Annotated in this window: 24 protein-coding genes; 18 read left to right on the top strand and 6 right to left on the bottom strand. The window is 73.5% G+C overall.

Features of this window, described 5'->3' with window-relative positions; translation table 11 throughout:
* Window positions 1-47: 47 nt before the first annotated feature.
* Window positions 48-1,523 (top strand): protein adenylyltransferase SelO, encoded by a 1,476-nt coding sequence (locus tag L7N97_RS22880; protein ID WP_237480565.1) that lies wholly within the window; start codon window positions 48-50, stop codon window positions 1,521-1,523.
* A 254-nt stretch (window positions 1,524-1,777) separates the two neighbouring features.
* Here L7N97_RS22880 and groL read toward each other — a convergent pair whose 3' ends face one another.
* Together groL and groES are read right to left on the bottom strand one after the other, a co-directional pair.
* Complete coding sequence (gene groL / locus L7N97_RS22875) at window positions 1,778-3,418, bottom strand: chaperonin GroEL (RefSeq protein ID WP_237480564.1); 1,641 nt, start codon at window positions 3,416-3,418, stop codon at window positions 1,778-1,780.
* A gap of 48 nt (window positions 3,419-3,466) precedes the next feature.
* Window positions 3,467-3,754 (bottom strand): co-chaperone GroES, encoded by a 288-nt coding sequence (groES, locus tag L7N97_RS22870; RefSeq protein WP_129226907.1) that lies wholly within the window; start codon window positions 3,752-3,754, stop codon window positions 3,467-3,469.
* A gap of 286 nt (window positions 3,755-4,040) precedes the next feature.
* Here groES and L7N97_RS22865 point away from each other — a divergent pair, with 286 nt between their 5' ends.
* Genes L7N97_RS22865 through L7N97_RS22855 form a run of 3 tightly spaced genes read left to right on the top strand, consistent with a single transcriptional unit; the run spans window position 4,041 to window position 7,359 of the window.
* On the top strand, window positions 4,041-5,819 hold the full coding sequence (locus L7N97_RS22865) for a sensor histidine kinase (RefSeq protein WP_237480563.1): 1,779 nt from the start codon (window positions 4,041-4,043) through the stop codon (window positions 5,817-5,819).
* Window positions 5,819-6,265 carry a response regulator gene (locus L7N97_RS22860; RefSeq protein WP_305069274.1) on the top strand — a complete coding sequence of 149 codons (447 nt, stop codon included), beginning with the start codon at window positions 5,819-5,821 and terminating at the stop codon, window positions 6,263-6,265. The genes L7N97_RS22865 and L7N97_RS22860 overlap by 1 nt, the downstream gene beginning before the upstream one ends.
* Entirely contained in the window at window positions 6,262-7,359 is a 1,098-nt protein-coding gene (locus L7N97_RS22855; RefSeq protein WP_237480562.1) for a sensor histidine kinase, read from the top strand. Before L7N97_RS22860 ends, L7N97_RS22855 begins: the two co-directional genes overlap by 4 nt.
* Before the next feature lie 41 nt (window positions 7,360-7,400).
* On the opposite strand, the gene L7N97_RS22850 is transcribed toward L7N97_RS22855, so the two are convergent.
* On the bottom strand, window positions 7,401-8,150 hold the full coding sequence (locus L7N97_RS22850) for a hypothetical protein (RefSeq protein WP_237480561.1): 750 nt from the start codon (window positions 8,148-8,150) through the stop codon (window positions 7,401-7,403).
* A gap of 264 nt (window positions 8,151-8,414) precedes the next feature.
* On the opposite strand from L7N97_RS22850, the gene L7N97_RS22845 reads away from it, so the two are divergent.
* From L7N97_RS22845 to L7N97_RS22820, 6 genes are all read left to right on the top strand, one after another.
* A complete protein-coding gene (locus L7N97_RS22845) occupies window positions 8,415-9,113 on the top strand; it encodes a response regulator transcription factor (RefSeq protein WP_237480560.1) in 699 nt (232 codons plus the stop codon).
* 31 nt (window positions 9,114-9,144) lie between these two features.
* The gene (locus L7N97_RS22840; protein ID WP_237480559.1) at window positions 9,145-10,974 is read left to right on the top strand and encodes a stimulus-sensing domain-containing protein; all 1,830 of its coding nucleotides are present in this window, start codon (window positions 9,145-9,147) and stop codon (window positions 10,972-10,974) included.
* Window positions 10,971-11,438, top strand: coding sequence for an HPr kinase/phosphorylase (locus L7N97_RS22835; protein ID WP_237480558.1), 468 nt, complete (start codon window positions 10,971-10,973; stop codon window positions 11,436-11,438). Before L7N97_RS22840 ends, L7N97_RS22835 begins: the two co-directional genes overlap by 4 nt.
* A gap of 108 nt (window positions 11,439-11,546) precedes the next feature.
* Window positions 11,547-11,948: a PTS sugar transporter subunit IIA gene (locus L7N97_RS22830; RefSeq protein WP_237480557.1), complete on the top strand. Its 402-nt coding sequence runs from the start codon at window positions 11,547-11,549 to the stop codon at window positions 11,946-11,948.
* Between the two features lie 3 nt (window positions 11,949-11,951).
* Entirely contained in the window at window positions 11,952-12,254 is a 303-nt protein-coding gene (locus L7N97_RS22825) for an HPr family phosphocarrier protein (RefSeq protein ID WP_237480556.1), read from the top strand.
* Window positions 12,255-12,322: 68 nt separating this feature from the next.
* Window positions 12,323-12,580, top strand: coding sequence for an accessory factor UbiK family protein (locus L7N97_RS22820; RefSeq protein ID WP_237480555.1), 258 nt, complete (start codon window positions 12,323-12,325; stop codon window positions 12,578-12,580).
* Window positions 12,581-12,704: 124 nt separating this feature from the next.
* Here the strand turns inward: L7N97_RS22820 and L7N97_RS22815 are convergent, their stop codons facing one another.
* Window positions 12,705-13,910 (bottom strand): MFS transporter, encoded by a 1,206-nt coding sequence (locus L7N97_RS22815; protein WP_237480554.1) that lies wholly within the window; start codon window positions 13,908-13,910, stop codon window positions 12,705-12,707.
* Window positions 13,911-14,640: 730 nt separating this feature from the next.
* Here L7N97_RS22815 and L7N97_RS22810 point away from each other — a divergent pair.
* The 5 genes from L7N97_RS22810 to L7N97_RS22790 all read left to right on the top strand — a co-directional run bounded on the left by L7N97_RS22810 (window position 14,641) and on the right by L7N97_RS22790 (window position 21,139).
* Entirely contained in the window at window positions 14,641-15,513 is an 873-nt protein-coding gene (locus tag L7N97_RS22810; RefSeq protein ID WP_237480553.1) for an ImuA family protein, read from the top strand.
* Between the two features lie 7 nt (window positions 15,514-15,520).
* A complete protein-coding gene (locus tag L7N97_RS22805; RefSeq protein WP_309242837.1) occupies window positions 15,521-16,960 on the top strand; it encodes a Y-family DNA polymerase in 1,440 nt (479 codons plus the stop codon).
* Between the two features lie 216 nt (window positions 16,961-17,176).
* On the top strand, window positions 17,177-20,548 hold the full coding sequence (locus L7N97_RS22800; protein ID WP_237480551.1) for an error-prone DNA polymerase: 3,372 nt from the start codon (window positions 17,177-17,179) through the stop codon (window positions 20,546-20,548).
* A 77-nt stretch (window positions 20,549-20,625) separates the two neighbouring features.
* Window positions 20,626-20,826 carry a hypothetical protein gene (locus L7N97_RS22795; RefSeq protein ID WP_237480550.1) on the top strand — a complete coding sequence of 67 codons (201 nt, stop codon included), beginning with the start codon at window positions 20,626-20,628 and terminating at the stop codon, window positions 20,824-20,826.
* A gap of 4 nt (window positions 20,827-20,830) precedes the next feature.
* Window positions 20,831-21,139, top strand: coding sequence for a type II toxin-antitoxin system RelE/ParE family toxin (locus tag L7N97_RS22790; RefSeq protein WP_237480549.1), 309 nt, complete (start codon window positions 20,831-20,833; stop codon window positions 21,137-21,139).
* 39 nt (window positions 21,140-21,178) lie between these two features.
* Here L7N97_RS22790 and L7N97_RS22785 read toward each other — a convergent pair whose 3' ends face one another.
* A complete protein-coding gene (locus tag L7N97_RS22785; protein ID WP_237480548.1) occupies window positions 21,179-21,787 on the bottom strand; it encodes a biotin transporter BioY in 609 nt (202 codons plus the stop codon).
* Between the two features lie 134 nt (window positions 21,788-21,921).
* Here L7N97_RS22785 and L7N97_RS22780 point away from each other — a divergent pair, with 134 nt between their 5' ends.
* The gene (locus tag L7N97_RS22780) at window positions 21,922-22,836 is read left to right on the top strand and encodes an MBL fold metallo-hydrolase (protein WP_428981018.1); all 915 of its coding nucleotides are present in this window, start codon (window positions 21,922-21,924) and stop codon (window positions 22,834-22,836) included.
* A gap of 4 nt (window positions 22,837-22,840) precedes the next feature.
* On the opposite strand, the gene L7N97_RS22775 is transcribed toward L7N97_RS22780, so the two are convergent.
* Window positions 22,841-23,614 carry a DUF1499 domain-containing protein gene (locus L7N97_RS22775; RefSeq protein WP_237480547.1) on the bottom strand — a complete coding sequence of 258 codons (774 nt, stop codon included), beginning with the start codon at window positions 23,612-23,614 and terminating at the stop codon, window positions 22,841-22,843.
* A gap of 78 nt (window positions 23,615-23,692) precedes the next feature.
* Between L7N97_RS22775 and L7N97_RS22770 the strand changes: the two genes are divergently transcribed.
* Complete coding sequence (locus tag L7N97_RS22770) at window positions 23,693-24,493, top strand: extensin-like domain-containing protein (protein ID WP_237480546.1); 801 nt, start codon at window positions 23,693-23,695, stop codon at window positions 24,491-24,493.
* Between the two features lie 126 nt (window positions 24,494-24,619).
* Complete coding sequence (locus L7N97_RS22765; RefSeq protein ID WP_237480545.1) at window positions 24,620-24,808, top strand: hypothetical protein; 189 nt, start codon at window positions 24,620-24,622, stop codon at window positions 24,806-24,808.
* The last annotated feature ends 62 nt before the right edge of the window (window positions 24,809-24,870 follow it).

Raw genomic sequence — 24,870 nt, 5'->3', positions numbered from 1 at the left:
CATCGCCGCTTCGCCGGGGCGGGCCGGCCGATGGAGCGAGACCGTCCATGACGGCGCATTTCAACTTCGACAATTCCTACGCCCGGCTGCCCGACGCCTTCCACGCCCGCGTGCTGCCGTCGAGCGCGCGTGACCCGCGGCTGATCGCGCTGAACCGGCCGCTCGCCGGGGAGCTCGGGCTCGACGCCGGCGAGCTCGAAATGCCCGAGGGCGTCGAGATCCTCGCGGGCAAGCGGCTCGCCCCCGGCTCGGAGCCCATCGCCACCGCCTACGCGGGCCACCAGTTCGGCGGCTTCACGCCCCGGCTCGGCGACGGGCGGGCGGTGCTGCTCGGCGAGGTGATCGGCCCGGACGGCCGCCGGCACGACATCCAGCTCAAGGGCTCGGGCACGACACCCTTCTCCCGCGGCGGGGACGGCCGGGCGGCGCTCGGGCCCGTGCTCCGCGAATACCTCGTCAGCGAAGCCATGGCGGCGCTCGGCATCCCGACCACGCGAGCCCTCGCGGCGCTGCGGACGGGCGAGACCGTGCTGCGCGAGACGGAGCTGCCCGGCGCCGTCCTGGTCCGGGTGGCGGCGAGCCACATCCGCATCGGCACCTTCCAGTTCTTCGCGGCCCGCGGCGATACGGAATCGGTGCGGCGGCTCGCCGACCACGCCATGGCGCGCCACGACCCCGACGCGGCCGGGGCCGCGCAGCCCTACCGCGCCTTCCTCGACGGCGTTGTCGCGCGGCAGGCCCGCCTCGTCGCGCGGTGGATGGAGGTCGGCTTCATCCACGGCGTGATGAACACCGACAACATGTCGATCTCGGGCGAAACCATCGACTACGGACCCTGCGCCTTCATGGACGCCTACGGGCCCGAGACCTTCTTCAGCTCCATCGACCGCGGCGGCCGCTACGCCTACGGCAACCAGCCCGGCATCGCGCTGTGGAACCTCACGCGCCTCGCCGAATGCCTGCTGCCGCTGCTCGGCGAGGGCGAGGAGGCGGTGGCGGCCGCCGAGGCGTCCCTCACGGGCTTCGCCCCCGCTTATCTCGCCGCGCATCGCGACGGCTTCGGGCGCAAGCTGGGGCTCATGACGCCGGCGGAGGGCGACGAGACGCTCGTCGGGGATCTGCTCGACCGGATGGCGGCCGGCAAGGCGGACTTCACCCTGACGTTCCGGCGCCTGTGCGACGCCGCCGCCGATCCCGAGCGGGACCGGGAGGTCCGCGACCTCTTCATCGATCCCACGGCCTACGACGACTGGGCCGGCCGCTGGCGCGACAGGCTGGGCGGCGAGGCCATGGACGGCGCGGCGCGGCGCGCGGCGATGCGGGCCGCCAACCCGGCCTTCATCCCGCGCAACCACCGCGTCGAGGAGGCCATCGCGGCGGCGGTCGCCGAGGGCGACTACGGACCCTTCGAGCAGCTCGGCAGGGTGCTGTCGCGCCCGTTCGACGACCAGCCGGAATACGCCGCCTACGCCGACCCGCCGGCGTTCGACACGGGCGCATACCGGACGTTCTGCGGGACGTGACGAATTAGGCGTAGTCGGCCTCTCGGCGCCGCACCCGAACGCGAGCCACGAGAGACTGGCGACAGGAAATCTCCACCCTTCCTCATCCTGAGCCGGCCCGAAGGGCCGCGTCGAAGGACGCGGGCGCTCCACGCCCTGCTCAGGATGAGGGCGGTCGAGCACGCCCCGGCCAAAGCCACCGATGAACGAAGACACCCCCGGATCGCTCCGGGGGTGTCTCCCATCTCAGCCTTGGGGCCGGGTGCCTGGACTTCTCAGAAGTCCATGCCGCCCATGCCGCCGCCGCCGCCGCCCATCGGCATGGCGGGCTTGTCCTTCGGCAGCTCGGCCACCATCGCCTCGGTGGTGATCAGCAGGCCGGCGACCGAGGCCGCGTCCTGCAGGGCCGTGCGGACGACCTTCGCCGGGTCGACGATGCCGGCCGTGATCATGTCCACGTACTCTTCCGTCTGGGCGTTGAAGCCGTAGGTCTCGGAGGAGTTCTCGCCGAGCTTGAACACGACGGTCGAACCCTCGACGCCGGCGTTCTCGACGATCTGACGGATCGGGGCTTCCAGCGCCTTGGCGACGAGGTTGATGCCCGACTGCACGTCCGGGATGTCGCTCTTCAGCGCCAGCACGGCCTTCTTGGCGCGGAGGAGAGCGGTGCCGCCGCCGGGGACGATACCTTCCTCGACCGCCGCGCGGGTGGCGTTGAGGGCGTCGTCGACGCGGTCCTTCTTCTCCTTCACCTCGACCTCGGTCGAGCCGCCGACGCGGATCACCGCGACGCCGCCCGCGAGCTTGGCCAGGCGCTCCTGGAGCTTCTCACGGTCGTAGTCCGAGGTGGTCTCCTCGATCTGCGCCTTGATCTGGGCGATGCGGGCGTCGATGTCCTCCTTCTTGCCGGAGCCGTCGATGACCGTGGTGTTCTCCTTGTCGATGCGGATGCGCTTGGCGCGGCCGAGCATCGGCAGGGTGACGGACTCGAGCTTGATGCCGAGCTCCTCGGAGATCATCTGGCCGGAGGTCAGGATCGCGATGTCTTCCAGCATGGCCTTGCGGCGGTCGCCGAAGCCCGGAGCCTTGACGGCCGCGACCTTGAGGCCGCCGCGCAGCTTGTTGACCACCAGGGTGGCCAGCGCCTCGCCCTCGACGTCCTCGGCCACGATCACCAGCGGCTTGCCGGTCTGCACCACGGCCTCGAGCACCGGCAGCATCGCCTGCAGCGACGACAGCTTCTTCTCGTGGATCAGGATGTAGGGGTCGTCGAGCTCGGCGACCATCTTCTCGGCGTTGGTGATGAAGTAGGGGCTGAGGTAGCCGCGGTCGAACTGCATGCCCTCGACGACGTCGAGCTCGGTCTCGGAGGTCTTGGCCTCCTCAACGGTGATCACGCCCTCGTTGCCGACCTTCTGCATGGCCTGCGAGATCATCTCGCCGATCGACTTGTCGCCGTTGGCCGAGATGGTGCCGACCTGGGCGACCTCGTCCGATGAGGCGATCTTCTTGGCGCGGGCCTTGATGTCCTTGATGGCCGCCTCGACGGCCATGTCGACGCCGCGCTTCAGGTCCATCGGGTTGATGCCGGCCGCGACGTACTTGGAGCCCTCGCGCACGATGGCCTGGGCCAGGACGGTCGCGGTGGTGGTGCCGTCGCCGGCCTTGTCGTTGGTCTTCGAGGCCACTTCGCGCACCATCTGGGCGCCCATGTTCTCGAACTTGTCGTCGAGCTCGATCTCCTTGGCGACCGTCACACCGTCCTTGGTGATGCGGGGCGCGCCGAAGCTCTTGTCGATCACGACGTTGCGGCCCTTCGGGCCCAGCGTGACCTTGACGGCGTCGGCGAGGATGTCGACGCCGCGCAGCATCTTGGCGCGGGCGTCGGAGGAGAAGCGTACTTCCTTGGCAGCCATTCTGTCAGCTCCTGGTTCGGGGGTTCAGCGTGATGGGAACCGGAAGGCTCAGCCGACCACGCCCATGATGTCGCTCTCCTTCATGATGAGGAGATCCTGGCCGTCGATCTTGACCTCGGTGCCGGACCACTTGCCGAACAGCACCTTGTCGCCGGCCTTCACGTCGAGGGGGGTAAGCTTGCCGCTCTCGTCCCGGCCGCCGGGGCCCACGGCGACGATCTCGCCTTCCTGGGGCTTCTCCTTGGCGGTGTCCGGGATGATGATGCCGCCCTTGGTCTTCTCTTCGCCTTCGAGACGCTTGACGACCACGCGGTCGTGCAGGGGACGGAAATTCATGGAGACCTTCCTGTTCGTGGAGCGGGGCGGCCGTGCTATGCGGGTCGCCGTTGCGCAGAACCTGATCCTGTGCCGCTGTTAGCACTCATCCGGGGAGAGTGCCAGAGCGCGCCCCTGACCTAGGCGGCACGGATGACACTGTCAAGACGACGCGGATGGTTCGGCGGTGGACGGCGCGCGGCGAGCCCGATTGGGCGGAGCCGCGGAAGCTGGTAGGACACGGGCCCGCATCGGACCGGAAAGCGCCCTTGTCCCATCCCCCACTCCCCGGACCCGCCGCGAAGCCGTGCTGAAGCGCTGGGCCGCCCCTCCGGCGTTGCGCCGTCCGCGCTCCGCGTCGGGCCGCATCATCCTCGTGCTCGGCGCCTGCGGGCTCGCCTTCATCCTCGGCACGGCCGGCTACATCGCCGCGCACGAGCGCCAGATCGCCTTCCGCGAGGCGCGCGCCTCCGCCCAGGGCGCGGCCTTCTCGCTGGCCGACCACGCGTCGCGCCTGTTCGAGGTGAGCGACCTCGCGCTCCGCACCGCCACCCTGTCGCTCAGCGACATGCCCTGGGACGAGGCGGAAGCGTCGCGCTCGCTGCACGACGAGCTGAGGGCCACGTCCGACGTCCTGCCCTACATCCGCGACCTCGTCCTCGCCGACGCCGACGGCCGCCTGCGGGCCGCCACGCTGGCCTTCCCGGTGCCGCAGGTGTCGTTGGTCGACCGGCCGGCCTTCGCGGCGGTGCGCGGCGGGGCCGAGGGCCTCATCCTCGGCGACCCCATCGTCGGCAAGGTCAGCGGCAAGCCGTCCTTCCTCATCGCGCGGCGGCTGGTCGGAGCCGACGGGCGATTCCGCGGCATGGCCGCCGCCACGGCGGACCTCGACTACTTCCTGACATACTGGCGCCGCCTGGAGCTGGCCAACGACGCCCATGTGGCGCTGGTCCGCCCCGGCGGCGGGCAGGTGCTGGTGCGCCTGCCCGAGGTGCCGCCCATCGCGCCGACGTCGCTGCCCGCGCTGAGCGCGGCGGTCGCGGCTCGGCCCGTCGCCGGCCTCTACGACCCCGCGCCCGAGCGGCTCGGCTTCTACCAGCGCGTCGGCGACCTGCCGGTCTACCTCACGGTGAGCTACAGCGAGGCGGCGGTGGAGGCCGGCTGGCGCGCCTGGCTGTGGGGTTTCCTGCTGTTCCCCGCCGCCGCGATCCTGGCGCTCTTCGGCCTCCTGGCGCTGGCGCGGCGGCAGAGCCGCGTCGAGGCGCGGGCGAGCCTCGCGGTCGACCGCGCGCGGGCGGCCCTGGCCACCGCCAACCTCCGGCTGGAGCAGCGCGTGGCCGAGCGCACCGCCGACCTCCGCGAAAGCAACGCCGAGGTGCAGCGCTTCGCCTACATCGTCAGCCACGACCTCCGGGCGCCGCTCGTCAACATCATGGGATTCACCTCCGAGCTGCAGCGCCTGCGCGCCGACATCTTCCCCGAGTCCGCCGTCGCGGCCGATCCCACGCTGCGGGCCGACTTCGACGAGGCCATCGGCTTCATCCAGTCCTCGATCGACAAGATGGACCGGCTGATCAAGGCGATTCTGACCCTGGCGCGCCAGGGCTCGCGCGTGTTCCAGCCCGAGCCGGTCGACATGGGCGTGCTGATGCGGTCGATCGTCGACGGCGTGGCCCACCGGGCGCTGTCGGCCGGCGCCACCCTGTCGGTCGGGCCGATGCCGGTCCTCGTGGTCGACCGGATCGCCGCCGAGCAGGTCTTCTCCAACCTCGTCGACAACGCGGTGAAGTACCTGCGCCCCGGCGTGCCCGGCCGCGTGTCGGTCACGGCCGAGGTCGCGGACGGCCGCGCCGCCGTCCGGGTCGCCGACGACGGCCGCGGGATCGACCCGCGCGACCACGGCCGGGTGTTCGAGCTGTTCCGGCGCTCCGGCGCGCAGGACCGGCCCGGCGACGGCATCGGCCTCGCCCACGTGAAGACGCTGGTGCGCCAGCTCGGCGGCACCATCGCGCTCGACTCCGCCCCAGGACGCGGCAGCACCTTCACGGTGACGCTGCCGCTCGAACCCCACGGAACCGGCCCATGATGGCATTGACCCAGGCCGTCACGATCCTGATGATCGAGGACGACGACGGCCACGCGCGCCTGATCGAGAAGAACATCCGCCGCGCCGGCCTGTCGAACGAGATCCTGCACCTGCGGAACGGCACGGCGGCGGTGGAGTTCCTGTTCGGCCCGGACGGGGCGCCGCGCGCCCATCACACGCCCTTCATGATCCTGCTCGACCTCAACCTGCCCGACATGAGCGGCGTCGACATCCTGAGCCGCGTCAAGGCCGACGAGCGGTTCCGCCGCGCGCCGGTGATCGTGCTGACCACGACGGACGACAAGGCCGAGATCGACCGCTGCTACGACCTCGGCTGCAACGTTTACATCACGAAGCCCCTCATCTATCAGAGCTTCGCCGAGGCGATCCGGCAACTGGGGCTGTTTCTGTCCGTGATCCAGCTTCCCGAGCAGGCACCAACGTGACGGGCCACCGGCTTCTCTACATCGACGACGATCCGGCCATCGGGCGCTTCGTGCAGCGCCGTCTGGGCCGGCTCGGCCACGCGGTCGAGACCGCCGAGGACGGCGAGGCCGGCCTGGCCCGACTCGCCGCCGGCGGCTTCGACGCCGTAGCGCTCGACCACTACATGCCCGGCCGCGACGGGCTCGACGTGCTCGACGCCATCCGGGCCCTGCCCGACGCGCCCCCGGTGATCTTCGTCACCGGCACCAGCGAGAGCCGCGTCGCGGTCTCGGCCCTGAAGGCGGGCGCGACCGACTACGTCGTGAAGGACGTCGGGGGCGAGTTCGTCGAGCTCCTCGACGCGGCTGTGCGCTCGGCCGTGGCCGGCGTGGTGTTGCGCCGCGACAAGGAGGCGGCCGACCGGGCCATCGTGGAAGCGCGCGACCGCTTCGAGGCGCTGGCGGCCGAGCGGCAGGTGCTGATGCGCGAGGTGAACCACCGCGTCGGCAACTCGCTCCAGCTCGTCGCGGCCTTCCTCCACCTCCAGGCGGGCGGCTCAGCCTCGCCCGAAACCCGGGAAGCCCTCAACGAGGCCAACCGGCGAGTCCTGGCCATCGCCCAGGTCCACCGCAGGCTCTACACGTCGGACGACGTCAAGACCGTGGCGCTCGACAGCTACCTCGCGGCGCTGGTCGAGGACCTGCGCGAGTCGAGCGACGCGACGGGGGGCGTGGCGCAGCTGTCGCTCGACGCCGTGCCGGTGATGGTCGACGCCGACAGCGCGGTGACGATCGGCGTGATCGTGACGGAGCTCGTCATCAACGCGATGAAATACGCGTACCCGAGCGGCAGCGGGCCGGTCCGGGTGCGGCTGGACGCCGGCGACGCGGAACGCACCTGCCGCCTGACCGTCGAGGACGACGGGGTGGGCCGGTCCGAAGCCGCCGGCCGGCGGTCCGGGCCGGCGTCGAGCGGCATCGGCCGCACGATCATCAAGGCCATGGCGTCAAAGCTCGACACCACGGTGGCCTACGACGACGCCGGCGCGGGCACCCGCGCCGTGATGGTCTTCACGCTCGGCGAGCCGAAGCTCGCGCCGCCGCCGACGCCGTGACGATGCCCGGCGGAGCCTTGAGGCTCCGCCGGCGCGCGGCGTCAGGGCTGCCGCCCCGTCCCCATGGCGTTGGCCGGCACGCCGCCTTCCGCGGCCCCCGGATAGGGCTCGCCGGGGCGCTGCCCCTGGCCGCCCGGACGGCGCTGGCCGCCCTGACCCTGCATCTGGCCCTGGCCGCCCTGGCCCTGGCCGCCTTGGCCCTGCATGCGCTGGCCCTGCCCGCCCTGGCCTTCGGGCGGACGCTGGCGCCCGCCTTCGCCCTGACCCTGCTGGCCCTGGCCCTGGATGCGCTGGCCGCCCTGGCCCTGGCCCTGGCGGCCTTCGCCCTCGCCGCCACCCTGGCGCTGGCCTTCCGGCGGACGCTGACGCCCCCCTTCGCCCTGGCCCTGCCCCTGGCGCCCGCCTTCGCCCTGGCCGATGCGCGGTCCCTCGCCGCCCGGACGGCCCGGGCCCTCGCCGGGGCGCCCCTCGCCGAAGCCGGGGCCGCGCCCGCCGGGGCCGCCGAAACCGGGGCCGGGGCCGCCCGGCCCCGGTCCGAAGCCCGGACCCGGCCCGTAGCCGGGGCCGACCGGGAAGGGCCGCCCGCCGTACAGGCGGCGCAGGCGCTCGCGGCGCAGCAGCTCCAGCTGACGCTCGCGGCGGAGCTCGGGCCCGGCCAGCACGCCGCCGATGATGCCGCCCACCACGGCGCCCGCCGCGGCCTCGCCGGGATCGCGGTACTGGGCGAAGCTCGTTCCAGGACTAGACAGCAGAGCCGATACCGCGACGGCCGAGATGATGATGCGCTTCACGCGTGAGTCCCCCATGTCCACCGTTGCCTAATGGACGGAGGGCAGTGTGGTTGCCTCGTCCTGCACCGGATATGAACGGTTTCCGGGCAGAACCCGCTCTTCGGCAGGGCTTTCAGCTGAGGCGACCGGGCCACTGTCAATCAGGAAGCTCGCGCTGCGTCACATTTCGGCCTAGTATGGCCATCAAGTCACCCGCCGCCTCGCGGCACCCTGCTTCGGCCCCGCACCGGTCGGCGCGTACCTCAGCTGTCCCGGAAGATCACCATGCCGGCCATCGCCCTCGTCGACGACGACAGAAACATCCTCACCTCCGTGTCGCTCACCCTGGAAGCCGAGGGCTACCGGGTGCAGACCTACACGGACGGCGCCGCGGCGCTGGACGGCCTCAAGACCAACCCGCCCGACCTCGCCATCTTCGACATCAAGATGCCCCGCATGGACGGCATGGAGCTGCTGCGCCGCCTGCGGCAGAAGTCCGACCTGCCGGTGATCTTCCTGACCTCGAAGGACGAGGAGATCGACGAGCTGTTCGGCCTCAAGATGGGCGCCGACGACTTCATCCGGAAGCCGTTCTCGCAGCGCCTGCTGGTGGAGCGCGTCAAGGCCATCCTGCGCCGCGCCAACCCCAAGGAGGCCGCCGCTCAGAAGGAGTCGGAGGCCAAGCTGCTGGAGCGCGGCAACCTCAAGATGGACCCCGAGCGCCACACCTGCACCTGGAGGAACGAGCAGGTGGTGCTCACCGTCACCGAGTTCCTGATCCTGCAGGCCCTGGCGACCCGGCCCGGCGTCGTGAAGAGCCGCAACGCCCTCATGGACGCCGCCTACGACGACCAGGTCTACGTCGACGACCGCACCATCGACAGCCACATCAAGCGGCTGCGCAAGAAGTTCAAGGTCGTGGACGACGACTTCGAGATGATCGAGACGCTGTACGGCGTCGGCTACCGCTTCAAGGAAGCGTGACCGGGCGTCCGCCCGTGGGGTCCGGACCCCGATGACCACGTCGCCGCTTCCGGGCGCCGGCACCCGCCTGGGCGGGCGGCCGCCGGGCCGCTCGCGCCCCCGCCGCCTCCGGCGCTCGGTCGGCCTGCGCCTGCGCATGGCCCTGCGTTCGGCCACGACGCGGCTGTCGTCGTCGCTGACGCGGCGCATCGTCGTGCTGAACCTCGGCGGGCTCGTCGCCCTGCTGGTGCTGTTCCTGTACATCAACCAGTTTCGCGAGGGGCTGATCGACGCCCGCGTGCAGAGCCTGCAGACGCAGGGCGAGATCATCGCGGCCGCCATCGCGGCCTCGGCCAGCGTCGACGACGCCAACATCACCGTCGACCCCGAGAAGCTGCTGCAGGCCACGCCGGGCCAGCCGCCCAACGCCGACGAGGACGCGGCGGCCTTCGAGTTCTCCATCAACCCCGACCGTGTCGGGCCCGTGCTGCGCCGCCTCGTGACGCCGACCGGCACGCGGGCGCGCATCTTCGACAGCAACGGCGTGCGCGTGGTCGACACCCGCGCCATGGCGCTGCCCGGCGCCCGCTCGAAAGCGCTGCCGGCGTCGGACCTGCCGTGGCTCGAGCGGGCCTGGCTCGACCTCCGCCGCCGCCTGGGCAAGCCGGAGGCCGCCCTCGACGAGGGGCGCAACGGCGACGCCGAGCTGCCCGAGGTCGCCGAAGCGCTGGGCGGTCACACGCGCTGGATCGTGCGGGTCAACGCCCGCGGCCAGACGATCGTGTCCATGGCCGTGCCGATCGTCAACGCCAACAAGGTCCAGGGCGCGCTGCTCCTGTCCACCCAGCCCGGCGACGTCGACAAGATCATCGCGTCCGACCGCTGGGCCCTGTTCCGGGTGTTCCTGGTCGCGGCCGTGGTGATGTTCGTGCTGTCGCTGTTCCTCGCCAACACCATCGCGGGGCCGATCCGCCGGCTCGCCGAGGCGGCCGAACGGGTGCGGCGGGGCGTCGATTCGCGCGAGGAGATCCCGGACTTCACCGCCCGCGCGGACGAGATCGGCCACCTGTCGCGCGCGCTGCGCGACATGACGCGCGCTCTCTATTCCCGCATGGAGGCGACGGAAAGCTTCGCCGCCGACGTGGCGCACGAGCTGAAGAACCCGCTGACCTCGCTACGCAGCGCGGTGGAAACCCTGCCCCGCATCAAGGCGGAGGAGTCGCGCGGGCGGCTCACCGCCATCATCCAGCACGACATCAAGCGGCTCGACCGCCTCATCAGCGACATCTCGGACGCGTCGCGGCTCGACGCCGAGCTCGCCCGCAACCGCACGGCGGGGCTCGACGTGGCTGCGCTGGTGCGCACCGTCGTGTCGGTGGCCAACGAGGTCGAGCGCGGCGACGGCGTGCGATTCGCCCTCACGGTCGCCCTGCCCCCGCCGGGCCAGGACGGGCCGGGCTACCGCGTGATGGGCCACGATTCGCGCCTCGGGCAGGTCATCAACAACCTGCTCGACAACGCCCGCTCCTTCTCGGAGGAGGACGGAACGGTGCGGGTCTCGGTGCGGCCGGCCCGGCTCGACGAGGAAGGCCGGGCCGGCGTCGAGGTGATCGTCGACGACGACGGGCCCGGCATCCCGGCCCACGCCTTCGAGCGCATCTTCGAGCGCTTCTACACCGACCGGCCCGACCAGGGCTTCGGGCAGAACTCGGGGCTCGGCCTGTCCATCTCGCGCCAGATCATCGAGGCGCACGGCGGACGCATCTGGGCCGCCAACCGCGTCGCCCCCGCGGCCGAGGACGGGGAAAGCGAGCCGGGCGAGCCGCGCGTGTTCGGCGCCCGCTTCACGGTGTGGCTGCCCGCCGTGGGGGCGCGCGGGTGAGCGACGGGCAGAACCTCCACGCCACCACGGCCGTGCTGGGCGAGAGCGGCGTGCTGATCCGGGGCGCGTCGGGCGCCGGCAAGACGGCCCTCGCCCTGGCGCTCGTGGACCAGGTCCGATCCTCGGGCGCCTTCGCCCGACTGGTCGCCGACGACCGCACGCTGGTGACGCGCCGGGGCGACCGTCTCGTCGCCCGGCCGCATCCCGCGCTGGCGGGGCGCGCCGAGCGGCGCGGTCTGGGGATCGTCGCCGTCGAGCACGAGCCCGCCTGCGTGCTGGGCCTCGTGGTCGACCTCGTCGAGGGCCGGCCGGAGCGCCATCCCGCGCCGGACGCGCTGCGCTGCGCCATCGCGGGCGTCGTGCTGCCCCGCGTCTCGCTCCCGGCGGGGCCGCCGAGCCTCGACGCCATCGCCTTGGTCAGGACGGCGCTGGTGAGGGCGGCCTTGCCCGGCGTGGCGCCGTGAGGGCGACCCTATTTCGCTTGCCAAGTTCGCCGCGATGCACAAGATTGCGCCGGGACCGAACGGTCGAGCAGGCAGTCTTCCCGGCAAAGGCATGAGCGGTAGCTTGCAATGATCGGTATGGTGCTCGTGACCCACGGCCACCTTGCGACGGAATTCCGCGCCGCGCTCGAGCACGTCGTGGGGCCGCAGAGGGGCATCGAGACGATCACCATCGGTCCCGAGGACGACATGGAGCAGCGGCGCCAGGACATCGTGTCCGCCGTGGCCAGCGTCGACACCGGCCAGGGCGTCGTGCTCCTGACCGACATGTTCGGCGGCACGCCCTCCAACCTCGCCATCTCGGTGATGGACCGCACCCGCGTCGAGGTGGTGGCGGGCATCAACCTGCCCATGCTGATCAAGCTCGCCTCGGTGCGCGAGGCGGCGAGCCTTGAGGTCGCCGTGACCCAGGCCCAGGAGGCCGGGCGCAAATACATCAACATCGCCAGCCGCGTGCTGAACGGGAAGTAGCGCATGGAGCAGGGGGCCGAGGCGGTGGACGGGGCGGCGGTGACGCGCGACCTCCCCATCGTCAACCGCAAGGGGCTGCACGCCCGGGCCACGGCCAAGTTCGTCCAGTGCGTGGAGCACTTCCAGGCCGACGTCACGGTGACGCGCTCGGGCGAGACCGTCGGCGGCCAGTCGATCATGGGCATCCTGACGCTGGGCGCCGGCCGCGGCACCACCGTCACGGTGTCGGCCACCGGGCCCGACGCGCAGGCGGTGGTGGACGCCCTGGCGGCCCTGGTGGCGAACCGGTTCGGCGAGGACGAATAGCGCGGGCGGGCTTGCGGCCGGGCGCAAGCGGAGCCATGTCGGCGGCGGACCAGCACAGGACCCGAGCCATGCCCCAGACCCGCGGCCGCATCTTCGACGACTTCGCCAGCCTCATGACCAACGCCGCCGGCGTCGCCAACGGCGTCAAGCGCGAGGCCGAGACGGCCGTGCGCTCGCAGGTCGAGCGCATCCTGGCCGGCATGAACGTGGTCACGCGCGAGGAGTTCGAGGCCGTGCGCGAGATGGCGGCCCTGGCCCGCGAGGAGAACGACGAGCTGCGCCGCCGCATCGCCGCGCTCGAAGCCGGGCGGGCGCCTGGCCTCTGATCCGGATCGGTTTCGAAGGGCCCCCGGCCTTTCGCGGGGTCCGGGGCGGCGCCCCGGTGCTTTCTTCTCGGGCCGCCACCCCGAACCCCGCCGGAGGCGAGGCCTTCGGGAACCGGACCCGGCCTCAGGCCTTCGCCCGCCGCTCCAGCGCGGCCGAGACCCCGAAGACCGCGAGGCCCAGCGCCGGCAGGGCGGCCGCGACCGAGCCGGTCGAGGTCCAGCCGTAGCCGGCCGCGACCGTGATGCCGCCGAGCCAGGCGCCGAGCGCGTTGGCGACGTTGAAGGCCGAGTGGTTCAGCGCCGCGGCCAGGGTCTGCGCGTCGGCGGCGACGTCCATCAGCCGCGTCTGCAGGCCGGGCAGGATGGCGAAGCCGCAGCCGACCAGGAACAGCGCCTCCGCGGCCGTCCAGGGATTGTGCGCCGCACAGGCGTAGACCGCGCCGACGGCGGCGTCCCACGCGAGCACGCCCGCGATGGCCGGCATCAGGGCGCGGTCGGCCAGCTTCGAGCCGACGACGTTGCCGGCCGTCATGCCGAGGCCGAACAGCACCAGGGCGGCCGGCACCAGCGCCAGCGGCAGGCCCGCCACCTGGGTCAGCGTCGAGCTGACGTAGGTGTAGATGGCGAAGACGCCGCCCGACCCCACGGCGGCGACGCCCAGCGTCAGCCACACCTGCGGGCGGCGCAGCGCGCCGAGCTCGACGAGAGGGCTCGACGCGGTGGCCGAACTCGTGGGGACGAAGAGCGCGACCAGCAGCACCGTCAAGAGCCCCACGCCGCCCACGCCCGCGAAGGCGAGGCGCCAGCCGAGCGACTGGCCGAGCAGGGTGACGAGCGGCGTCCCCACCACGGTGGCGATGGTCAGCCCCATCATGACGCGGCCGACCGCGCGGGCCCGCCCTCCGGCCGGGGCCAGCGAGGCCGCGACCAGCGAGGCGACGCCGAAATAGGCGCCGTGCGGCATGCCGGTGAGGAAGCGCAGGCCGAGCAGCGCGTGGTAGCCCGGCGCCAGCGCGCTCAGGAGGTTGCCGAGCGCGAAGACCCCCATCAGCCCGATCAGCAGCGTGCGGCGATGAAGCTTGGCGGCCAGCACGGCGATGATCGGCGAGCCCACCACGACGCCGAGCGCGTAGGCGCTGATGACGTGGCCGGCCGTGGGCTCGGAGATGTCGAGCGTGCGGGCGAGGTCGGGCAGGAAGCCCATCGTGGCGAACTCGCCGGTGCCGATGGCGAAGCCGCCGACCGCCAGCGCGAGCTCGATCAGGCCGGTGCGGCGCCGGTCCGTCCTGGCCGGCGCGGGAACGACGCGGGGAAGGATGGCGTCGGTCATGGGATGTCCCCCGTCTCGAAGGTGGCGCGCCCGAGGCGCGCGAAGCCGGCCCGCGGGCCCTCGCAGGGGCTCGCGATCCCGGGTCGGCGATCGTATCGTCCGACTTATTGTGCGCTGCAATAGGCGTGCCGGGCACCCGGACCGCCGCATGGCTGCGTCCCGCCTCCGGAGCCGGCCTCTGTTGCAGAGGATGAGCAGAGACGCCGGCCGCTCCCCTCTCCCTCATGGCTGTCGGAGAGCATCGGGGTAGCTCCCTTCTCCCCTCGCGGGAGAAGGGGGCCCGGCGAAGCCGGGTCGGATGAGGGGGCATGGCGCCGTGCTCGACGATGAGCCCTCCCGCTCCGGACAGCGGGCGCTCGTCCCCTCATCCGCCTCCACTGCGTGGAGGCACCTTCTCCCGCAAGGGGAGAAGGGGGCTGACCCCGATGCTCCGAGATCCTTGAAGCCGGTGGCTCCACAAGGGACGGGGCCGAGCGAGACCGGAGACGATCGAACGAGCTGACCCAATGCCATTCAGCTGTGGATAAGCCGCTCGACCCCACAATCCAGGGCAGCAAAACTGTGGGTTCAATCCTCCGGGGACACCAACCCGCGGTGTTTCCCCCAGTATTGACTCGGCGAGCCGGACCCGGAATCCATATCAGAACAAAACAGGAACACATGGTGGGCCCTCCCGATTGTCGGGAGGGACCGCCGGTGAGTCGCGTGGTCGCATCGTCCGGGGCGAGCTTTGTCGGATCTCCACCACATCTCGGGTGTCGCCGCCCTGCGCGACACCGTCGCCCGCATCGAGGCGGGGCGGTCCGGCGCGCCGCGGCGGCGCGCGGCCTCGGGGCCGCCGCCGGTCGGCCTCGGCGACGGGGCGCTGCCGCTCGACGCGGCGCTGGGGGGCGGCCTCCGGCGCGGGGCCCTGCACGAGGTCGTGGCCGAGGACGCGCGGGACGCCGCCGCGGCGGCCGGCTTCGCGCTCGCCGCCGCCGGGCGCTGCGCCGGGCCCGCGCCGCTGGTGTGGATCGTGGAGGACCACGCCGCGGCCGAGACCGGCCTGCCCTACCGGCCCGGCCTCGCCGCGCACGGGATCGACCCCGACCGGCTGATCCTGGTCCGCACCGGCGACGGGCCGGCGACGCTCTGGGCTCTGGAGGAGGCGCTGCGGCTCGGGGCGCCGGCCGTGCTGGCGGAGCTGTGGAGCGCCAAGCCCTACGGGCTCGCTCCGTCGCGCCGCCTGCTGCTCGCCGCGCAGAACGGCCGCGGCGCCGCGATCCTGCTCCACGCCGGCCTGGCGGGCCGGGGCGCGGGCCTGTCGAGCGCCGCTGAGACGCGGCTGGCCGTGGCGGCCTGCCCGAGCCCGCGCCTCGCGTCGGCGGGGAGCCGCGTGCCCATCCCCGGCCCCCCCGCCGTGGCGGTGCGAGTGCTGAAGCTCCGCCTCGGCGGCGAGGCCGACCTCGACCGCGACCGCCGTCACGCGCTCGTCTGGAACCAGCACAGGAGATGCTTCGATGCTCACGCGCTACCTGTCGGCGTTTCTGCCCCTGCTGCCGACGGACCGCGTCCGGCGCGCCGAAGCGCGAGCGTCGTCGCCTTCGGGGCCCGCGCCGGATGAAGCGCTCGTGATAGTCGCCAAGGTGAAGGGCGCGCAGCGTCTCACGGCGGTCTGCGCGCTGGCCGCGGCACGCGGCCTCCGTCCCGGCCAGGCGCTCGCCGACGCGCGGGCTCTGTGCCCGGCGGTGCGCGTCGTCGAGGCAGACGCGGGTGCCGACGCCGCCCTGATGGCGGCGGTCATCGACTGGTGCCGGCGCTTCACGCCGCTGTCGGCGCCCGACGGGCCGGACGGCGCCATGCTCGACGTCGGCGGCTCGGCGCATCTCTTCGGCGGCGAGACGGGGCTGGTCGAGGCGGTGGAATCGGGCCTGCGGCGCCAGGGCCTCGCCTGCCGCGCCGCCGTGGCGTCGACGCCCGAAGCCGCCTGGGCCCTGGCGCGCTTCGGGACCGAGACGATCGCCCCGGCGCCGCACGAGCCCGGCTTCGAGCCCCTCGCCGCCGCCCTGCCCCTGGCGGCGCTGCGGATCGCGCCCGAGGTGGTGGCGGGGCTCGGCCGCGCCGGCCTCGCCCGCGTCGGCGACCTGCTCCATCGCCCGCGCGCTCCCATCGCGGCGCGTTTCGGCGCCGAGGTGCTCCAGCGGCTCGACGGGCTGATGGGGCGCAGCCTGTCGCCCATCGGCCCGCGGTTCGAGGCCCCCCGCTGCGTGGCGGAGCGGCGCTTCGCGGCCGGGCTGACCCGCGCCGAGGGGATCGAGGCGGCGCTGCTGCCGCTGTGCCGCCACCTCTGCGCCGCGCTGGCCCGGCGGGGCGAGGGCGCCCGGACGGTGGCGGCGAGCTTCTTCCGCGTCGACGGCGCCGTGAAGCACCTGCGGCTCGGCACGAGCCGCCCGACGCGCGACCCCGAGGCGCTGTTCGCGCTGTTCCGGGAGAAGATCGCGGCCCTCGGCGAGGACGGGCTCGACACCGGCTACGGCTTCGACCTGATCCGCCTCGCCGTGGCCGAGGGCGAGAAGCTCGACGCGCGCCAGGACGGGCTCGATCCGGAGGACGCGGGTTCGGCCGACTCCTTCGCCGACCTCGCGGACCGGCTCGGGGCGCGGCTGGGCCTCCGGCGCGTGCTGCGGCTCGCGGCCCGCGACAGCCACCTGCCGGAATGCGCCGTGGTGGCGCTCCCGATGGCCGCGCCCGACCCCGGGCCCGGTGGCGACGGCGCGGGCCTGTGCCGGCCGATCCGCCTGTTCGAGCGGCCCGAGCCGATCGACACCGTGGCCTCGGTGCCGGACGGGCCGCCGGTGCGGTTCCGCTGGCGGCAGGTCATGCACGACGTCGCCGCCATCGAGGGGCCAGAGCGGATCGCGCCGCAATGGTGGACCGGCGAGGCCGAGCTCACGCGCGACTACTTCCGCGCCGAGGACCGCCACGGCCGCCGCTACTGGCTCTACCGCGAGGGCCTGTTCGGCCGCGAGGTCGACCGCCCGCGCTGGTTCCTGCACGGGCTGTTCGGGTGAAAACGCTCGGGGCTCTCAGGACGCGCTCCCCTTCTCCCCTCGCGGGAGAAGGTGTCGACGCGAAGCGGCGACGGATGAGGGGGCTTGGCGCGGCGCCATCCGCTTCGAAGGGTGCATCGTCGAGCGCGGCGCCATGCCCCCTCATCCGCCTCTGCTCCGCAGAGGCACCTTCTCCCGCGAGGGGAGAAGGGGACCGCGTCCTGACGGGATAGGGACGTGACACGCTTCGCCGAACTGGCCGCCGCCACCAACTTCTCGTTCCTGCGCGGCGCCTCGCACCCCGAGGAGATGGTGGCGCAGGCCCGCGCGATCGGGCTCGCCGGCGTCGGCATCGCCGACCGCAACTCGCTGGCCGGCGTGGTGCGGGCCTGGAGCTACCGCCGCGACAATATCCCCGCGGACGAGCCCTTCCGCGTGGTCGTCGGCGCGCGGCTCGTCTTCGCCGACGGCACGCCCGACGTGCTGGCCTACCCGGTCGACCGCGGCGGCTACGGGCGGCTGACGCGCCTCCTCACGCTCGGCAACCGCCGTGCCGCCAAGGGCGACTGCCGCCTCGTGCTGCCCGACCTCCTGGCGGGCAGCGACGGGCTGCAACTGATCCTGTGCGAGGGATCGGGCCGCGGCGGCGAGCCGCCATCGCCCGAGGACTGGGCGCCGCTCGTCGCCGCCCTGCGGGAAGCCGCGCCGGACCGCGTCTGGCTCGCCGCGACGCAGCTCTACGGGCCGGCCCACCGGCGGAGTCTCGCGGAGCGGGCCGCCCTGTCGCGCCTGACCGGCGCGCCGCTCCTCGCCACCAACGCGCCGCTGATGCACCACCCGGACCGGCGGCCGCTCGCCGACGTGGTCGCCTGCATCCGCGAGGGCCTGAGCCTCGACGCCATGGGACGCCGGCTCGACGCCCATGCCGAGCGCCACCTGAAGCCCGCGGCCGAGATGGCGCGCATCTTCGCGGAAGCGCCCGAGGCGGTCGGCGAAACGCTGCGCTTCCTGGCCGGGATCGCGTTCGACCTGTCGCAGCTGAAATACAACTACCCCGACGAGCTGCGCGACGGTTACGCCACCGAGCGCGAGGCGCTCGAAGCCTATGCCGAGGCGGGGCTCGCCGAACTCTACCCGCTCGGGGCGCCGGCGAAGGTGCGCGCGCAGCTCGACAGCGAGCTCGCGATCGTGGCCCAGCTCGGATACTGGGCCTATTTCCTCACCGTGCACGACATCGTGCGCCACGCGCGGAGCCTCGGCATCCTGTGCCAGGGCCGCGGCTCGGCGGCCAATTCGGTGCTGTGCTACGCGCTCGGCATCACCTCCGTGGATCCCGTCCACCACGACCTCCTGTTCGAGCGCTTCCTGTCGGTCGAGCGGCGCGAGCCGCCGGACATCGACGTCGACTTCGAGCACGAGCGGCGCGAGGAGGTGATCCAGTACATCTACCGCCGCTACGGGCGCGAGCGCGCCGCGCTGGCCGCGAGCGTCGTGACCTATCGCACGCGCTCGGCCGTGCGCGAGGTCGGCCGCGCCTTCGGCCTGTCGGACGACGCCGTGGCGGCGCTGAACGGCACGGTGTGGGGCTACTGGTCGAAGGGCATCGACCCCGGGGAAGCGAAGCGCATCGGCTTCGACCCCGGCGAGCGGCGCCTCGCGCAGGTGCTGCGGCTCGCCGAGGAGCTGAGCGGCTTCCCGCGCCACCTGTCGCAGCACACGGGCGGCTTCGTCATCACCCGCTCGCGGCTCGACGACGCCGTGCCGATCCTCAACGCCGCCATGGCGGAGCGCACCACCGTCGAGTGGGACAAGGACGACCTCGACGCTGTCGGCATGCTCAAGGTCGACGTGCTGGCGCTCGGCATCCTGTCGGCGCTCCAGCGCGGCTTCGACCTCATCGACCGCCACTACGGCGAGCGATACCGCCTCGCCACCGTGCCGGGCGAGGACGAGGCGGTCTACCGCATGATCAGCCGCGCCGACACGATGGGCGTGTTCCAGATCGAAAGCCGGGCGCAGATGTCCATGCTGCCGCGCCTGCGGCCGCGCGAGTTCTACGACCTCGTGGTCGAGGTCGCGATCGTGCGGCCCGGGCCCATCCAGGGCGACATGGTTCACCCCTACCTGCGCCGGCGCGAGGGGTCGGAGGCCGTCACCTACCCGTCCGCGGAGCTGGAAGCCGTGCTCGGCAAGACCATGGGGGTGCCGCTGTTCCAGGAGCAGGCGATGCGCATCGCCATCGTGGCGGCGGGCTTCACCCCGTCAGAGGCGGACGGCCTGCGCCGCGCCATGGCGACCTTCAAGCGCGTCGACCTCGTCGGGCGGTTCCGCGACAAGATGATCGGCGGGATGGTGGAGCGGAAGTATGACTTGGCCTTCGCCGAGCGCTGCTTCGCCCAGATCGAGGGCTTCGGCACCTACGGCTTCCCCGAGTCCCACGCCGCCGCCTTCGCGCTGCTGGTCTACGCCTCGGCCTGGATGAAGTGCCGCTACCCGGACGCCTTCGCGTGCGCGCTGCTGAACAGCCAGCCGATGGGCTTCTACGCCCCGGCCCAGCTCGTCGGCGACGCGCGCGACCACGGCGTCGCGGTGCACGAGGTCGACGTGAACTTCTCAGGTTGGGACCACGCGCTCGTGCCGCTGGGCTCGCAACACGACGGCACCGGCGCGCGCCTCCACCCGAAGCACGCCGACATGCGCGACGACGTGTTCGGCGACCGGGCCATCCGGCTCGGGCTGCGGCTGGTGAAGGGCCTGCGCGAGGCCGAGATGGAGCGGCTCGTGGAGCGCCGCGGCGCCGGCTACGATTCGGTGCGCGACCTGTGGCTGAGGGCCGAGCTGTCGCCCGCCGCCCTGGAGGTGCTGGCCGAGGCCGACGCCTTCCGCTCGCTCGGGCTCGACCGGCGCGCGGCGCTGTGGGCCGTGCGGGGGCTCGACCGTGCGGGCGGCGAGGACGCGCTGCCGCTCTTCACCACCTCCCCGGGCGGGCTGGAGCCCGCCGTGGCGCTGCCGCCGCTGCGGCTCGGCGAGCACGTGATCGAGGACTACCGGCGCCTGCGGCTGTCGCTGAAGGCGCATCCGGTGTCGTTCCTGCGGGGCGGGCTCACGCGGCGAGGCCTCGAGCGCGCGGGCGAGCTCGGCGGCCGCGGGCGCCGCGGCGCGGCGGTGGCGGGGCTCGTGCTGGTGCGCCAGCGGCCGGGCTCGGCCCACGGCACGATCTTCCTCACGCTGGAGGACGAGACCGGGCCGGCCAACGTCATCGTGTGGCCCAAGGTTTTCGAGGCCAACCGGCCGGCCGTGATCGCGGCGCGGCTGCTCGGCGTATGGGGTTCCGTGCAGGAGGCGTCCGGCGTGGTCCACCTCGTGGCGGAGCGGCTGGAGGACCTGTCGGCGGAGCTCGACGCCCTCGGGCGCGAGCCGCTCGACGGCACGCCCCACGCCGACGAGCTGAAGAAGCCGCAGACGCACGAGACCAAGGCGCGCCGCTCGGGCCGCGACCTCGCGGCGGGCATCCGGCCGCCGGACGCCCTGCCCCCCGCGCGGGAGCCCGCGCCCTTCGCGGCCGGCGGAGCGCGCCGGGCCATGCCGAAGGGGCGGAACTTCCATTGAGGGTGGCGGGACGGCGGAGACCTGTTGGCTTCGGCCGGACCAGGTCCTATCCTGCGTAACAGCGGAGAAAGCAGGTCATGACGCAGAAGCCGACCACCGAGGATCAGGCCAAGGACCTCTTCGTTCGCCAACTGAACGACTTGCGCCGTCGTGGCGCCGCGCCTGATTCTGAAGCGCGCTTGGCGGCGATCTTCGCCCGCAACGAGGCCGCTTGCCGTGAACAGGAAACGCGCCTCGCGGATCACGACATCCGGAACGCGCCGCTTCCGCCATCGTGAACGAATGCCGTTCACCCAGACAGCGCTGGACGAGATCGAGCTGATCCTGGACGGCGCGCTGAAATACGGTGGGGCGGAGCACGCCCGTAAGGTCCGCACTCGATTTCAACGCCTGTTCGATCACATCGATCGAGGCGTCGGACTGGGCAGCGCCCGTCCCGACATAGGGCTGGGGGACGAGATCCGCTTCGTCTCGACGACGCCGTATCCGTTCCTGATCGTCGTCGATCGCAGGCTCCGGCTCGTGCTTCGGGTCATCCATGCCCGCCGCGACTATCGGGACATGGTGATCGACGACTATTTTCCCGTCTGAGCGCCGGTGCGAACCGGCACTCGGGCGGTGCCGTCGCCCTCAGCGCCGGCTGACCAGCCCCCACACCGACGGCACCAGCAGCGCGCCGAGCAGCGTCTTCACGACCGTGCCGATGACGAAGGGCAGCACGCCGCCGGTCCAGGCCGCCTGCGCGCCGACGAGATGCGTCAGCCAGGCGTAGCCGGTCGCGAACAGGATGACGTGGCCGAGCGTCATGGCGCCGAGGAGCTGCGGCACGGAGCGGTCGGCGCCGCGCTCGGCGAAGAAGCCCACCGCGAAGGCGGCGGCGACGTAGCCCAGGAGGTAGCCGCCCGTCGGCCCCATCATGTAGGCGAGGCCGATGCCGTGGGCCGGGGTGCCGGCGAAGACCGGCAGGCCGAGCGCGCCCTCGACGAGGTAGAGCGCCATGGTGGCGGCGCCGAGCCGCGAGCCGAACGCGGCGGCGATCAGCAGCACCGCCAGGCTCTGCATCGTCACCGGCACGGGATAGAAGGGCACCGACAGCTTGGCGGAGAGCGCCATCACGGCGCTGCCGACGAGCGCCAGCAGCGAGGCGCGGGCAAGGCGCAGACCGGGCGCGGCCTGCTCGGGCCAGACCGCGCAGGCGAGCGTGGGATGGGCCGGCAGGCGGATGCGGATGTCGGTCATGGTTCGGGCTCCCCCCGGAGGACGCGGGCACGGCGGACGGCGCCGGTGCGCTTGCTTTCCGGTGCGCGCAGCCGCAGGCTGACACCTCTCTTAAGTTGACGTCACTATCCCGGCAAGCGCCGCGAAAACCCCGCATGACCTCCGCGCCCGACGACATCCCCTTCGACCGCACGATGGCGGCCAAGCCCGAGGAACTCCAGCGGGTGTCGCCGCTGGTGCGCCGGCTCGTCGCCAACAACGGCGGGCCCTTCACCTTCACGGGCACCTGCACCTACGTGGTCGGCCGCGGCGAGGTCGCTGTGATCGACCCCGGCCCCGCCGACGCCGACCACGTCGCCGCGATCATGGCGGCGGTGGCGGGCGAGACCGTGCGCCACATCCTCGTCACCCACACCCACCGCGACCACGCGCCGGGCGCGGCGCTGCTCAAGGCCGCCACGGGCGCCGAGGTGGCGGGCCCGCCGCGCCGCGCCGCGCGCCCCGACGACCCGAGCCTGCCGGCGCTCGACGCCGCCTTCGACCTCCGCTACGGCCCCGACCGCGTGCTCGGCGAGGGCGATGCCGTCGAGGGGCCGGGCTACCGCCTCGTCGCGGTGGCGACGCCGGGCCACAGCTCCGACCACCTCGCCTTCGCGCTGCCGGACGAGGACGCGCTGTTCTCCGGCGACCACGTCATGGCCTGGTCGACCACGGTGGTGGCCCCGCCGGACGGCTCGATGCGCGCCTACATGGCCTCCCTGCGCAAGCTGCAGGGGCGCGACGACGCGGTCTACTGGCCGGGCCACGGCGGGCCCGTGCGCGCGCCCCGCGCCTTCGTGAAGGCGCTGGTGCTGCACCGGCAGATGCGCGAAGGCGCCATCCTGCGCCGGATCGCGGCCGGCGACGCCACGGTGCCGGCCCTGGTGGCGAGCCTCTACCGCGACCTCGCCCCCTCGCTGCGCGGCGCGGCCGGCCTGTCCGTGCTGGCCCACCTCGTCGACCTCGTGGCCGACGGCCAGGTCGCCGCCGACGGGCCCGCGACGCTGAAGGCCCGCTACGCCGCCGCGTGACGGATCACGAGGCGGCGTCCTCCAACTCGTCCGACAGGGACTGGACGCGCGCGGCGTTCTCGCCGGCGTCGGTGCGGGCGAAGCGGGACGCCGAGCGGACGTCCACCCGCGCCTGGCCCGAGGCCGGGCGGATGCGGATCGCGACGTCGTCGGGCAGCGCCATGACCCGCGTCGGCGCGACGGCGTCGATATGGCCCGCGCCGAACTTGCCCCGCGGCGGCACGGCCTCGATCACCCGCCAGCCGCGGCCCTGCACGGCCTTGAGGGCGAGGTCGTAGGCCTCCTCCACCGACACGTCGAGCATCACGGGCTGGAGGTTCGGGTAGAGGCGGCGCTCGGCCTCGCGCGCCTCGGCCGGGGGCTCCTCGTGCACGGCCCCGCCCCGCGCCGCCAGCGCGGTCGGCGAGGACGAGAAGGCGGGGGGCGCGGCCGCGTCGGTCGAGGCGTCGGCGACCGTCGGGCGCAGCGCGGCCAGCGCGGCGAGCCAGGCCGGATAGGCGAGGACCAGCGCCGCGATGACCAGCGCCGCGAGGGCGCGGCCGGTGCCGCGCCGGCCCGTGCGCCAGATCACACCGGCCGACCAGACCGCCAGCGCGGCGGCGAGGAGCGCGAACAGCAGCCCGAAGCCCAGCACCGCCAGCGCGCCCCGCGGGTCGACGGCGCCGCCGCGTCCCATCAGCACCGCGATGACGGCCAGCAGCGCCCCGAAGAGCGCGCAGGACCGCCCGGCGGTCGCCGACGCGGCGTAGGGCTCCGGCGCGAGGCGGCGCCTCAGCACGGGACGCCGGCGCGGCGCATGGGCTTGACGTCGGTCAGGGGCATGGTGGTCTTGGCCGAAGGGGAACGGGACGAGCCTATGCGAGACAGCGCTTCCGCGGTAGCCCGGCCGCTGGCCTTGGGCGTCGCCCTCGCGCTGGCGGCGATCCACGTTCCGGCCAGCGCGGTGCCGCTGCCCGTGCCGCGCCCGCCCGGCGCCGCGGCGCCGGAGGCCGCCGTGCCGCGGCCCGAGGAGGACGGGCCGCCCGCGCCCCCGGTGCCGCCACCGATGCCGCGCGAAGCCTTCGGGCCTCCCCTTCCGCCGACACCTCCACCGCCGCCGGCCCCGCCCGAGCCCGACCTCGCCTGCGGCCCGCTGCTCGCGAGCGGCGCCGTGGTGGCGCGGGCGGCCGCGCCCGTCGCCGGGTCGGGCGGATGCGGCATCGCGAGCCCGGTGACCCTGGAGGCCGTGGTGCTGCGCGACGGCCGCCGCGTGCCCCTGGTACCGCCCGCCCTGATGCGCTGCGACCTCGCCCGAACGATCGCCGACTGGCTGCGCGACGACGTGGTGCCGGCCACGGCCGCCGAGGGCGAGCTGCTCGGCGTGGCCGACGCTGCCGCTTACGCGTGCCGCCCGCGCAACGCGATCCCGGGCGGGCGCCTATCGGAGCACGCGCGCGGCAACGCGGTCGACCTCCTGTCCTTCCGCTTCGCCCGCCGCGTGGTGGGGCTGAACGGCGGCGACGCCCGCGGCACGATCGCGGCGCTCCGGTCCTCGGCCTGCGCGCGCTTCGCGACCGTGCTGGGGCCGGGCTCGGACCGCTACCACGAGGCCGACCTTCACCTCGACCTCGAGCACCGCCGCACCGGCGTCAGGCTGTGCCAGTGGGACCTGCCCTGAGGTGGCACAGGCCGAGGGGAACTCGCCTTGACGCTTTCGCAACGACGATCCGCCAGGGTTCGCGCATCGTTCACGACGTTTCCGCTTTCGCCGCCGCCGTGGCGGAGCGGCCAGGATGCCCCCCGCATGACGCAAGACCCAGCCCCCCGCCAGGACGCCCGCGACCTCCAGGCCCGGCTCTACCGCGAGATCGGCATCTCCGCCGTCGCCGCCGCCCTGCGCTTCACCACGCAGCCGGACCCCGCGCCCCGCGCCGCCGCCGGGGTGGACAAGCCCGCCGCGAAGCCGCAGGTGATGGCCCCGCGCGCGGCCTGACCCCGCGCCGCCATGGCGAGGAGCCCGCCCTGACCATCACCCGCCGGCAGGTCCTCGCCGCC

Source organism: Lichenibacterium dinghuense (genome assembly GCF_021730615.1).
In the GTDB taxonomy this organism is placed as follows: domain Bacteria; phylum Pseudomonadota; class Alphaproteobacteria; order Rhizobiales; family Beijerinckiaceae; genus Lichenihabitans; species Lichenihabitans dinghuensis.
The sequence above is the reverse complement of the archived record's forward strand: the minus strand, read 5'-3'. Positions and strand labels throughout refer to the sequence as shown.

What these genes read in the sequence shown, in the direction of transcription:
- L7N97_RS22880 (WP_237480565.1), top strand. Translation starts at nt 48, where the DNA reads ATGACGGCGCATTTCAACTTCGACAATTCCTACGCCCGGCTGCCCGAC.
- groL (WP_237480564.1), bottom strand. Translation starts at nt 3,418, where the DNA reads ATGGCTGCCAAGGAAGTACGCTTCTCCTCCGACGCCCGCGCCAAGATG.
- groES (WP_129226907.1), bottom strand. Translation starts at nt 3,754, where the DNA reads ATGAATTTCCGTCCCCTGCACGACCGCGTGGTCGTCAAGCGTCTCGAA.
- L7N97_RS22860 (WP_305069274.1), top strand. Translation starts at nt 5,819, where the DNA reads ATGGCATTGACCCAGGCCGTCACGATCCTGATGATCGAGGACGACGAC.
- L7N97_RS22845 (WP_237480560.1), top strand. Translation starts at nt 8,415, where the DNA reads ATGCCGGCCATCGCCCTCGTCGACGACGACAGAAACATCCTCACCTCC.
- L7N97_RS22840 (WP_237480559.1), top strand. Translation starts at nt 9,145, where the DNA reads ATGACCACGTCGCCGCTTCCGGGCGCCGGCACCCGCCTGGGCGGGCGG.
- L7N97_RS22830 (WP_237480557.1), top strand. Translation starts at nt 11,547, where the DNA reads ATGATCGGTATGGTGCTCGTGACCCACGGCCACCTTGCGACGGAATTC.
- L7N97_RS22825 (WP_237480556.1), top strand. Translation starts at nt 11,952, where the DNA reads ATGGAGCAGGGGGCCGAGGCGGTGGACGGGGCGGCGGTGACGCGCGAC.
- L7N97_RS22820 (WP_237480555.1), top strand. Translation starts at nt 12,323, where the DNA reads ATGCCCCAGACCCGCGGCCGCATCTTCGACGACTTCGCCAGCCTCATG.
- L7N97_RS22815 (WP_237480554.1), bottom strand. Translation starts at nt 13,910, where the DNA reads ATGACCGACGCCATCCTTCCCCGCGTCGTTCCCGCGCCGGCCAGGACG.
- L7N97_RS22795 (WP_237480550.1), top strand. Translation starts at nt 20,626, where the DNA reads ATGACGCAGAAGCCGACCACCGAGGATCAGGCCAAGGACCTCTTCGTT.
- L7N97_RS22790 (WP_237480549.1), top strand. Translation starts at nt 20,831, where the DNA reads ATGCCGTTCACCCAGACAGCGCTGGACGAGATCGAGCTGATCCTGGAC.
- L7N97_RS22785 (WP_237480548.1), bottom strand. Translation starts at nt 21,787, where the DNA reads ATGACCGACATCCGCATCCGCCTGCCGGCCCATCCCACGCTCGCCTGC.
- L7N97_RS22780 (WP_428981018.1), top strand. Translation starts at nt 21,922, where the DNA reads ATGACCTCCGCGCCCGACGACATCCCCTTCGACCGCACGATGGCGGCC.
- L7N97_RS22770 (WP_237480546.1), top strand. Translation starts at nt 23,693, where the DNA reads ATGCGAGACAGCGCTTCCGCGGTAGCCCGGCCGCTGGCCTTGGGCGTC.
- L7N97_RS22765 (WP_237480545.1), top strand. Translation starts at nt 24,620, where the DNA reads ATGACGCAAGACCCAGCCCCCCGCCAGGACGCCCGCGACCTCCAGGCC.